This window comes from Mesorhizobium norvegicum (assembly GCF_004919685.1).
Lineage (GTDB): Bacteria > Pseudomonadota > Alphaproteobacteria > Rhizobiales > Rhizobiaceae > Mesorhizobium > Mesorhizobium norvegicum.
This window is the reverse complement of sequence record NZ_SMYZ01000064.1, coordinates 75039-86442: the sequence shown is the minus strand read 5'-3', so window position 1 is coordinate 86442 and position 11404 is coordinate 75039. Positions and strand designations below refer to the sequence as shown.

Sequence of the window (11404 nt, the reverse complement as noted above, 5' to 3'; positions counted from 1 at the left end):
TCGGTGACCCTAACCGAAAGGCTGGCGAAGGTGCCGGACACCGTCGGCGTGCCGGATACAACACCGCTCGACGAGTTGACCGAGATGCCGGTCGGCCAGCTGCCGACGAGCGAATAGGTGTATGGCAGCGTGCCGCCACTGGCCGATGCGGTGAAGCCGGTATAGGCGGTGCTCTGCGTAGCCGACGTCACCGGCGTTCCAGAAATCGACAGCGGAGCTGACGTTCGCGGCACCACCATCGGGAATGGAAAAGTCACTGCAGCGCCACGACGTTAAGATGTGAAAACCCATTGATCACGGTGATATGGAACATGAAGTCATCACCGTTGGTGGTGGTCAGTGCATCGCCGGTTTTCTTCGTGAAGCCCGACGTCGTGATGGTGCCGGCGGAGCCATTGTTCGTGCACTGGATTGCCATGGACATGGCGTCGCCGCCGCCCACCGATGGAGGCGCCAGAGTGTGCGCACCGCCGTTCACGTAGCGTTGCAGATTGCCGTTTGCTGGATCTGGCGTGAAAGTACCCGACGACTTGGTGCCGGCATTGTTCGCGGTCGCCGTGAAGCCCGCAGTGAGGTTGGCAGTGGCGTCCGATTTAAGCGCGGTGACCGCAGCTATGTTGACCTGGCTGAACGCAATCGCCGTCGNNGTACCTTCCTCGACGGCGATGAGCGATCCTGGATGCTCGTCATAGGTGTCGAACTCGGATGAGCGCGCCGGCGAGACGCCGACGACATAGATACCGTTCTGCTCTGGCGCGGACTGGTTCTTGACCAGCACCAGGTCGGCGGTCGCCAGTGTGACGCCATCGAGCGTGTCGCCATTGTTGAGCGCGGTTGAGATCGTGATGTTGGCCGTCGTCGCGACCCTGACGCGGCCACGCTTGCCGAGATTGAGGGCTAGGCCGTCGACATAGGTCTTGACGGCCTGCTCTACAGGGACCTTGCTATTTGAGTTCGATGCCAGGGTGCCGTCGGTCGAGAGCGCGACGCCGCTATCCTTGATGATCTTTCCGGTAGCGAGATCGAACAGCGCGATGTTGTTGTTGACAGCGCCGGCCGGGCCGACGACGTCGCCGGAACCGCCGCCGCCAGAAAAGAGAGCCCAAGCCGAACCATTGTAGAAATAATAGGCGTTGTCGTCCTGCGCATAGGCGAACGCGCCTTCGATCGGCGGCAGGAAGAACCAGGCCGCATTGTAATAGACGGCCACGTGCTTGCCTTGGCCAGACCAAGCCCCCGTTGGAGACGCGCCGAGCACATATAGATCGCCCTCAGCCGGTGAGCCTGGCGGTGCGGTATCGCCGATCGAGACCGCAGGGAAGCACATCGCGCCGGCCTCGAGCGCGGCAATCGCCGCATTGACCGTGACGGAACGGTTGTTCTGTGTTTCCGCCATCTCGGTGATGCCGAGCCGGTTTGAAGTCGTCATGCCGCTTCTCTCAGTTCGATGCCGTCGCCATAGATCGCGGAGACCTGGGCGAGACCGAATTCAAGGGTTGTCTGGGGTGAGCCGAAATCGGTCGTCTGATCGGCGGCGGTGTAGGTATAGGTTTCGGTGCTGGCGTCGTAGCTGTTCACTAGGACGCCCATGCCGTCGTAGATGTTGATGGCGTAGGCTTCGACGCTTTCGCTCATCGGCGGTGTTTCCGGCCCGCTCTCCGGCCATGCCTGGCCGAGCCGATCGCGGCGGTTGAAGACGAAGGTCCAGTCGCCCGTGCCGGAATCGAGCACCGCACTGACGAGTTGCGGCGACCATGGCCGCAGACCCTTGCCGTTGTTGGTGAAGGTGACGGCACCGGTGGAATCGAACACCGTCGAGGTCGGCACCGCGACATAGATGCGCGCCAGCGTGCGATCTCCCTCCAGGCTGCGCGTCATCGCCTGGTCGTCGAGATGATAGACTGTGGCGCCGGCGGCGTGCCCAGCCATGGCGAATTCGGTACCCTTCAAGCCGCGCAGCAGCGTCGACAGCGTCCAGGTGCCATCCATGTTGTCGACGACGGAAGCGGCGCGGATGTACTCCCAATCGCCGACGCTGGCGTTCCAGACGGCGAAGCCGTTCGTGGTCTCGCTGGCTAGCAGCGCGTCCTCGCTGACGCTGGCAGGCGCGCTGCCAATCGGAACGGCGATGTTGAAGGCCGTTGCGCGATCCCATGCGGCGGGATGCGCGCGATCCGGTAGCGCATCGAGTGCGATGCCACGGATCATGCCGTTGACGAAGCCAGCCCACTGCAGGTACGTGGAACCGCCATCCTCGGAACGATAGATCGAGGCCGAACGGAACGTGCCGGCGGAGGTCACCGCGACGCCGGTGTAAAAGCCGTCATTGTTGTCGGCGCCGCGCAGCAGGTGGCCGTCGATCAGCACCGGGGTGGCATCAGCGATCCCGAGCAGCGAATCGATGACATAAGGGGTCTGGACGCCGACGGCCTCCGATGTGAAGCTGTCGCCGCGCTTGCGGAACTCCATCTCAACGACGGTATCGCCGCTCATCTTGGTCAGCACCGCCTTGGCGGTCCTTCCCTCATCCAAGGGCAAGGTGACGACCTGGCCGGGGTGGAGATCCATGTGCTTCGGGCCGACAGTGGTCTTGTAGACCGTGGCGGCGTCGAGCAGGGAGTTGAACATCACATCCGCCACCTGGGCGGCGTCGTCATCCTTGAGAACCTGAGATGTCGAAAACGCCAAGGCTCGCTTGCGTCGCACCTTGATCGGCGCACCGGTCTCGTCGGCCTGCGAAGGTTCATCGTTGAACTTTTCGTCTTCCTTCGTGGTTCCCGCCTGCGCACCGATGCGGTAGGCGGCGTCATAGCTCGGATAGGTGATGATGATCTGTTCCGGCATATCGAGCGCCGAGGGATATTCATCCGTGACTGATACCGGATCGGGTTCCGCGTTGAGCGCGACGCCGACATCATCGATCGACAGTGTGCGAAACGAGGCGGTCTGGCGCGGGAAAAAGGTCTGGACGCCGTCGATCTGCGCCCAATCGACGAAGTTGACGCGGGTGAGATCTTCGACGACGCCGCGCGGTGGTGTTCCGGCACGATCGCCGTAGCCATAGATGCCTGATGTCACCGCGGAAGCATCGGCGGTCAGGCCGGCGTAACCGCATTCGGCCTCAAGCACTTCGGACAACAGGACGGGTGTGCGAGCGAGACGGGGGACGAACATCAGGTAGCCTTCAAGCGGCTGCCAGATCACCCCGAATCCGGCCGATACACCGGAGAGGTAGCCAGGGGCATCGAAGCCCCATGTAGTCGTTGCATAATCCGCCAGTTTGGTGAGATCGGAAATGCGGTACTCGACGATCCGGTGATCTTCCGGTGCCGAAAATACCAGCGTGTTTGAGGCGCCCAGAGCACGACGTGACAGCAGTTGATCCGGTATACCGGACGCGTTCCAGCCGCCATCCGAGATCGATCGAAGCAGCGTCCCCATATCGGCCGAATAGACGTAAATATTTCCCTTGGCGCCGAACACGATGACGCTGTCGGATTCATCGTCGTAGAAGATCGCACGGATACCCTGAACTGCGCCGAGCACGGGCAGCGTGAAACTGGCGTCGGCGACGGAAATGGTAGTGGTATCCCAAGCGGAATGATGGAGGACCGTCGAATTGCCGGTGCTCCAATAGAACCGATCTGGACCACAGCTCAGGATTTGCGGTTTGCCGGCAAGATCGAGAGACCAGCCCAGGCTCCAGCCGGTACCGATGTTGCTGAGCAGCGAAAGCTTATCCTCACGCGCCATCAAAATGTAGGACACGCCGCCGATCGACGTCTCGCAGGAGCAATTGATGTTGTCCTTTGGCAGGGATTGCAACACACCGGTCACGACCTGCTTTTGAGCGCCGGTGGCGAGGTCGTACACATGGACTTCATCGGCGTTTATATTGCCGACAAGCACATCGTTGCGGGATGAAATGATGACACCGGTCGGCGGGAAGCCCAGATCGATGGCCTTGCGCACCGTGCCGGAAGGCAGCGAATAGAGGGTCAATATCCCACCCAACCCGTCATTGGCCGCCAGAGCCACGGCGTCACCGTTGATGTCGGTGCGATGGCTTCCACCGGCGGCACCAACGTTGATGCTGAGATAAGCGCTCTCGCTCTGCTTGAGCAGTTCACCTTCCATGTTGGGGATGCGGAGGCCGAACTCGTCGAGCGGAAGGTTTTTCACCACAACATAGACGATGCCAGGCCAGGCCGGGACGTTACCGGCGCCACGGTCGGCCTCGATGTCAGGATCAGGCCCTTGGTCATCGGTGCCGAGATAGACCGTGATCGAGGCGCCCTTGGCGACGCCGATGCCCTTGCCGCCGTTGTCAATGGCGTGCTGGAGTGCCTCCGCCGAGATGTCGAAGATCAGCTTGTCGTCGGCCCAGATGCGCGTGACACCAGACGCCGGGCCGTTCCAGGCAAACGCGACCGCAAAGGTTGCGGTGTAACTGTAGGTCGTCACCTCCGGACCGAGGGCTTTACCCTGCCGCTCCGTCTTGACGTGCTCGTCGATATGATCGGCCTTGAGCCAGATCACGGCACCGGCCGTTCGGATCGCGCCATGCCAGCGGGTGAGCTGCTCGCCATAACGTGACGTCTGCGCCTTCAGGCTTTCGGCGCGCGGCCCCTTGATCTTCTGCGGAAAGAAATAGGCGATCGCCAGATTGATGCCGATGCCGGCGACGGTGGTGACGATCGAGCCGAGGAGACCGCCACCAACGGCGAGGCCGGCGAGCGGCGCTATGAAGGCCATTTGGGCCTCCACAGCATCAACGGTGGGAACTGCAGGCCGGTGTCGACGACATTGGATTTCGGGCCGAGCGCCTGGATGACGCGCTTCGGCGCCAGACCGTCGACCTCGGAGACGATCGCCATGTGTAGCGTCTGCGTCGTCTTGAACAGCACGATGTCGCCGATATCCGGGGCACCGACGCGATCGCAGAACACTTCGAGATACCGCCTGGCCTGCCGATAGTCCTGCATGCGGCCATAATCGGCCGTCAGGGGCACATCGACGCCTACGGCGCGCATCGACAGCACGATGAGCCCGACGCAGTCCATGCCGCGCTCAGTGCGTCCCTGGTGCGCCCACGGCACGCCGAGGAAGCCGCGAGCGGCGGCAATGAAGGCTTCGGCGCTCATTGAGCGTTGCCCTCTACATGCCGTGCTTCCATGAGGGCCTTGTGGACGCCCGATACCGATCTCAGCGCGTCGATCGATGGGAAACCTGTGCGATAGACATAGCGATCATCCCTCCCCGGCCGGCGCATCAACCCCGGATCGAACTGGAACGAGCGGGCAGCGCCGACCGCGTATTTCAGCGGCTCAAGCGCCTCGGTAATCGGTTTGGCGTCAAAGGCGAAACCCAGCGTCTGCATCCCCGCTTTTCCGACGAGACCACCATCCGCGAGGCCAGGCATTGCGGCGATAGCAGGCGCGGCAGCCACGGCACCAGCAGCTGTACCAAAGAACGAACGTCGGTTCATGGTCAGGCCTTCGATGCTGCCGCAGCGGCCGTGTTGTCGGCGATCTCCCGAAGGCACAGCAGCGCTTCGACCAGCAGGCTGAACGCGATCGCCTTTGCCCTTTCCACATCCTTGCCCTGGCATTCCGATATCTCGCTGGCGGCTTTCAGGATTTCGTTGCGCGTCATGTTCAGCCCTTGGGTGCGGTGGCGGTGATGTTTTCGCCGGCGAGGAAGTCGAAACCACCATAGCGAAGCGTCAAGGTGCGCGAATTGTGGGCATTGTCGTGCTTGCCGATGCAGTCCTCGACACGCCGATGTCGGCAGCCGACCAGGGCTTCGAAGGTGTCGCCGATCTGGATGTCATCGTAGGCGCCGAGGTGCAGCACCAGCGTTCCGGTGCCGTTGTCGGCGCGGACACGGCGCTTGTCGCCGGCATTGTCGCCGGTCAGGAAGGTGATGAAGCCCTCGCCGAAATAGTCCGCGACGACCGTGATCCCGGTCGCAACGATGGTGCGGCGATCGGCAGATGACGTCACCGTACCAACAAGCCGGCGGGCGCGGATCGCGGTCCAGGTCACGGTGCCGTCGACCACGGTGCCGCCAAGCGTGGTCGGCCATGTCGGTTCCGATGCGCCACTGGCGCCAGCGACTGTCGCCTTGAACCAGTAGATCCCGGCGCCGGTCAGCCGCCTGACGAGACCGTGGAGCGCATAGTCCGTCGTATCAGCCCAGGCATCGGCCCGGGTCGGGATGCCGCATTTCAGATCGCCATATGATTCGGGACAGTTGGCGCCAAGGGTGACGCCGACAGGCTGCTCGAGCCGCTTCTCCGGCCCCATCATCTCCAGCCGCGAGACCATTCCCTTGATGTCGGATTGACCGAAATCATAGGTGCAGTAGAGCCACGGCTGATCAAGATGATCAGGCACCACATACCCGATGATGGCGATGGCGTTGTCGAAGCGGCCGCGACGGACGTCGCTCGCGGTCACTATGGTGGCGCCAAGGATGATCTTGAAATCGCGGTCGTCGATCGGTGCGTTGATCTGCGCCGAAAACGCGGACAACTGCTGGAACTGGAACGGTGAGAACGTCTCAACACCTTCGCCATCAAGATCGACGTCGAGCGGCTCATCCCATTCGGTGAGCGCTATCCTGGTGCCGTTGGCGAGGATGATCAGCACGATCGCGGGCAGCGCGAAGGAATCGGAGTTGATCGCCGTCAAGACGCTCGCCGGTACGGTCCTAGGCATCGAACGGCACCTCGACCAGCGGGATCGATGGCACGGACCCGACGCGGAAGAACTCCGCGACCTGGCTTAGATCGTTGGTGTCGAAGCGGACCTTCTCCCGGAATTTGAACCCGGCGGTGACATTGTTGACGCCGACGGCGGGCTCATTGCCGGCCGTGAAGGTGACGACGCCGGTGGTGTAGTTCACGGTGTAATGCGTCGTCTCCGTCTTGGTGACGCCGCCGACAGCGATCAGCATGGTGCCCTGCACCGGCAGATAGATCGTCCTGTCGACGGCGACGACCGAGGTGTCGATCAGCGTGACCCTGTATTGCTTCTTGAGTTGAAACACTGGGTTGGCGCCGTCACCGCTGCCGATGATGGCATCGTTTGCCGCCGGTGCGTCCTCCGGCTTGCAACTGCGATCGTCGAGCAGATTGGTGATCGCGAAGCAGTGTTCCGGCCCGTTCATCACCTCGAAGAACGCCAGGATGTCGTAGACGTCATTCGCCTTGCGGATGTTCTTGCCGATGTTGCACCGACGCAGCCTGCGGGAACGCCTCGAGCGGCGCTGGCTGTACCCGGTCGGGCTATTGGCCGCATCGACCAGGCTGACAGGCGCGAACTCGCTGCCCTGCGAGATCGTGCCGGGCAGAACTGCGTTGTAGAACGTCATGCCGTCCTCTGGAGCTTTTCAAGGGCGCGCGCGCTTTTCGCCGCGATCTGGTTCTGGCTGGCCGGCGTCGCCGGGTTCTCGCGGAAGATGAAGTTGTTGGTCTGATGGATGGCCTGCGCGGGGCGATCGTTGGCGGCTGGAGCGCCACCGCTCTGGTTCGCCGCCATCTCCATCGATCGAGGATTGCTGCGGATGACATCGCCGGCGCGCAGCTTGCGCAGCTCTGGGCCGCGCTCGCCAACCCATGCCCAGCCGGAAGGAGCGTTCTCGGTGCCATCGGCGAACAAGCCCCATGAGCCGGAAAGGATGTCGCCGGTTGCCTTGGGCGATATCGAGTTCATGAAACCGAGGGCGCCCGAAGAACCGCCGAACATGCCGGAAAGCCCCTGAAACCAACTGCTGCTGCTTGTCGCCGGCGTCAGTTGCGACATGAGGCTTTGACCCATCTTGCTGAACTGCGAGATCAGGCCTTCCGAAGCGCCGCCGAGATTGCCGAGTGCACTGGTCGTATTGCCAAGAGCCCCGGTCGCTTTGGTTGATGCATCGCCGAGTTTGGCGATGCTCTGGGTCGTCATAGGATCGATGCCACTATCGCCTCGATTTATGCCCTCCCATTTGCCGACGCCGGCGGCCTTCGCTCCATACCATTGCGACCAGCCGGACTGCTTGGCCTGCTTCGCGGCGAACTGGATGCCGGCCTCCATGTTGGCGGGGTCCGACACGCTAAGGCCGGTTTGCTCTTCGAAGGCGTTGCCAAGCCCCTTCGGGAAACCGGTTCCGGGACCGCCTTTGAGTAGTTGCATCGGGCCGAAGGAGGGCTCCTGGATGCCGTTCTTGAAGACACTGCTCTGAACAAATCCGCCCAATCCGCCTTCGGACTTGGCGACCTTCAGGAAGATATCCGGGTTGATGCCTTCGGCTGCCGCTGCGCGACGGATCATGTCCGTAACGCTGCCGCCTCCCAGCGACATCGCCGAAGCAGCGCCACCACCGGAACTAGCGAAGCCACCTGACGGCGAGAAGATGCCGCCGAGCCCGCCAGAGGTCGTTCCGAACGCCTGATCAATCCGGCTCTGGATCATGTCCTGCGCGGATCCGCCGGTGCCGAAGGCCTGGTCGATGCGCGTCTGGATTATGTTCTGGTTGGCGGCATCGCCGCCGCCATAGCCGAGGATATCGGACAGCGTGGTGTCGGCCTTGAACGATGATCCGCCCAGCAACGAGCCCAGCGAGCCGACACCCGGCAGGCCAACCGGCGCGCCGTTGACGAACACACTCGCGGCCTGGACCTGCATCGAACCGACCGATTGGCCGCCGGCGCCTCCGAAAAGCTTGCCCAGCAACGATGATGCGCCAGCAGATGATCCGGACTGTGACTGCTTTCCCGAAAGCAGATCGCCCAGCAAGCCGCTTCCCGTCGATTCTCCACCGAAGATGGAATTGAAGATGCCGTCGAGGCCGCGATCGATAAGCTTGTCGGCGATCTTGGACAGCGCGTTGACCGCCGCGCCTTCCAGGCTCTCCCATAGCGATTTGCCCTGCTTGAGCCCATCCGCCATGTCGGTGAAGAAGCCTTTGAACGTGTCCTTCGTCTCTGAAAGTGCCATGTTGTAGCGCATCATCTGCGCTTCCTGCGAATTGAGGTCTTCGGGCTGACCGGCGCTTTTTAGCGCGGATGCGATCTGCTGGTCTTCCGAGTTGCGCAGGATTTGCCGGCGATCGAACAGTAGGTCGGCTTGCAGCGAGGCCTTCGCCATCGCCTCTGCATTGGCTGAAAGCGCCGAGGTGTTGGCGCGCATCTCGTTGGCTTCCTGCCCGTACAGCGGGATGCCGAGCTTGCGGATATCCTGCTCGGTCTTCAGCGCAGAGGCGGAACGCTGGCGTGCCAGCGTGTTCTCGCCGACCAGCCCGAGTTCGGAACGCTGGGTTTCGAGATCGATCTCCTGACCATGGATTGTGTCGCGCGCTTCCTGCAGCGCGCGCAGCTTGCCGTATTCGATCGCCTTCGCCTTGATGCGCGCGATCTCGGCCTCATCGGCATCGACATTGTTGCGAGCGGCTTCCTCGCGAACCTGCTGCTCCAGTTGGAAGGCCATGCGCAGGCCTTCGGTCTCCGCCGTGGTCTTGCCGATGAGATCGACGTCGAGCTTCGCGGAAGCCAAGGTGTTGTCGAGCGAGCGTTTCCGCTGGTCCTGCGCCTCGGTCAGCGCAATTTCCTTCTGCCGCTGCTGCTCACGTTGCGCCGCAAACGGATCGTCGCCGAAGCGCTGGCTCATCACCGACTGGTCGCGGCCGGCCTGCTGGGTGCGGTCGAAATTGCCGATCGATGAGCGGTTGATGTCCTTGATGGCCTCGCCCGTGTTCTTGAGCTGCGCTGCCGCAGCGGTGGCGGCGGCCACGATCGCGAGTATCTTGTCGGCGGTGGACTGAAGGCCGGGATTTTCGCCGACCACTGCCGCAATCGACTTTTCGAAAGCGGCGAAGTCTGGACGACCGTTGTGGGCCTCCGCGACTATCCTCTTGATCGGTTCATTGAACGCAGAGAATTGATCTCGCGCGGTGATGAAGCCCTGACCGGCCGCGAATGGGTTGATCAGGTCGGAAAACGCACCGACATTGGCGGCGCCGGACGATTTCTGCAACGCCTCTGTCTTGCGGCGCGCATCGGATTCTGACGCGATAACCGACTTCTTGTAGAAATCGTCAGCCTTCAGACTTGCATTGCCGTAGGCGTCGGCGAGGTCGTTGACCGCCTTCCGCTGCTCCTCCGTGGCGTCCTTCAGGGATTTCGTCTGCGGCAGCAGCTTCGATCCGAACTGGATGCCGGCGGCGACAACGGCGGTGAGACCGATGGCGACAAGGTTGACCGGGCTTACCAGGCCGGTAAGACCGGCAAGCAACGCCTTGGCGCCCCCAGCGGCGCCCTGTTCGCCCATGGCCATCTGCATCGCCATGCCGAGTTGCGTGCCCTGCTGAAGCGCGATCGTCGGGATCGATTGCCCCATCATCGACGTGATCGCGATGTCCTGAAGCTGGCTGGTCGCGTTCATTCCGGCGAACTTGTTGGCTCCGCCGCTGCCGTTCTGGTTGGCCGCGATGCGATTGCGGGCCATGGTCTGCGCCTGGGCGAGTTCCTCGGCTGAAATCGCACCCTTCGCCGCCAGCGCCGAATATTCCGACAGCTCGTTGTTGAGGCGGTCCTGTGCCGCTGCGGCGGGATCGAGTTCGGCGCGCAGCGCGGCGACGCGTGATGCCATCTGGTCGGCTTCACGGCCGGCTTCTTCGAAAACGGACGCCGAAGCCCGGGCGGATTTACCCGAAGTCGCCATCACCGAAGAATTGAACTCGTCGGCAAAGGCGGCGCCGGCCTGTTGGGCTCGCAGGCGAGCCATCTGTTCAAGGCGGGTGAACTCGGCCTCGAACACCGAAGCCGAGGCCTGCGCGCCAGATGACGGCGACGACACCCCGAGAACGGAATTGAAGCTGCCTTGGTTCGCTGTGGCCATCTGCCGGCTGTTTTCGGCGGCCTGGTCGGCACGCGCCTGCGCGATCAGTGCGGCGTGCGCCACGGCGGCCTGCTGCAGGGCTATGGCCTGCCCTTCGATCTGGGTGTTTGCTATGCTGACCGCAGCGGCAAGCTGGGTCTGGCCCTTTGCGGCGAGCTCGGAGACATCGGCGCTGAGCCCGAGCTTCTGGTTCATGCCGACGAGAAGGCGTGTGGCACCCTCGATGTCGGTTTTCCCGCTGTCGAGCTGCCGCCCGATCTGACGAAGACCCTGCTCGAATCGCTCCTGGTTCTTGTAGCCGTCGAGGTACTGGCGCGAGAGCTTCGCCAGGCTGTCGCCGGCGGTGCTGATCTTGGTGTCGGTCTGGCTGAACGCGGTGCCTATCGCCTGCGCGGAAGCGATCATTGCGCGATCGGAGGCGACTTTCTGGTCGGCGCCGGTCTTGTACTTCGCGGCGTCGATCTCGGCGGCGACGCGGAGGCTGGAGAGTGCTATATCGTTCATATCTCAACCTCCCTTCT

The 11404-nt window shown here is 62.7% G+C and carries 9 protein-coding genes; all 9 read right to left on the bottom strand.

Annotated features, from left to right (window positions below):
* Positions 1-257, bottom strand: a 257-nt coding sequence (locus FCU66_RS26055) for a putative Ig domain-containing protein (RefSeq protein ID WP_210239721.1), incomplete at its 3' end; no start/stop codon positions are given.
* Entirely contained in the window at positions 254-1396 is a 1143-nt protein-coding gene (locus FCU66_RS26050) for a DUF2793 domain-containing protein (protein WP_425462867.1), read from the bottom strand. The genes FCU66_RS26050 and FCU66_RS26055, both read right to left, overlap by 4 nt.
* Positions 1397-1425: 29 nt before the next feature.
* Positions 1426-4755, bottom strand: coding sequence for a GTA baseplate fiber-binding domain-containing protein (locus FCU66_RS26045; protein ID WP_136617074.1), 3330 nt, complete (start codon positions 4753-4755; stop codon positions 1426-1428).
* Entirely contained in the window at positions 4743-5144 is a 402-nt protein-coding gene (locus FCU66_RS26040) for a C40 family peptidase (protein ID WP_136617073.1), read from the bottom strand. Before FCU66_RS26040 ends, FCU66_RS26045 begins: the two co-directional genes overlap by 13 nt.
* The gene (locus FCU66_RS26035) at positions 5141-5488 is read right to left on the bottom strand and encodes a hypothetical protein (protein WP_136617072.1); all 348 of its coding nucleotides are present in this window, start codon (positions 5486-5488) and stop codon (positions 5141-5143) included. The genes FCU66_RS26040 and FCU66_RS26035 overlap by 4 nt, the downstream gene beginning before the upstream one ends.
* Positions 5489-5490: 2 nt before the next feature.
* Positions 5491-5655: a hypothetical protein gene (locus FCU66_RS41300; RefSeq protein ID WP_168991802.1), complete on the bottom strand. Its 165-nt coding sequence runs from the start codon at positions 5653-5655 to the stop codon at positions 5491-5493.
* Between the two features lie 2 nt (positions 5656-5657).
* On the bottom strand, positions 5658-6722 hold the full coding sequence (locus FCU66_RS26030; protein ID WP_136617071.1) for a baseplate hub domain-containing protein: 1065 nt from the start codon (positions 6720-6722) through the stop codon (positions 5658-5660).
* On the bottom strand, positions 6715-7377 hold the full coding sequence (locus tag FCU66_RS26025) for a DUF2460 domain-containing protein (protein WP_136617070.1): 663 nt from the start codon (positions 7375-7377) through the stop codon (positions 6715-6717). The genes FCU66_RS26030 and FCU66_RS26025 overlap by 8 nt, the downstream gene beginning before the upstream one ends.
* On the bottom strand, positions 7374-11387 hold the full coding sequence (locus tag FCU66_RS26020) for an HlyD family secretion protein (RefSeq protein ID WP_136617069.1): 4014 nt from the start codon (positions 11385-11387) through the stop codon (positions 7374-7376). The genes FCU66_RS26025 and FCU66_RS26020 overlap by 4 nt, the downstream gene beginning before the upstream one ends.
* Between the last annotated feature and the right edge of the window lie 17 nt (positions 11388-11404).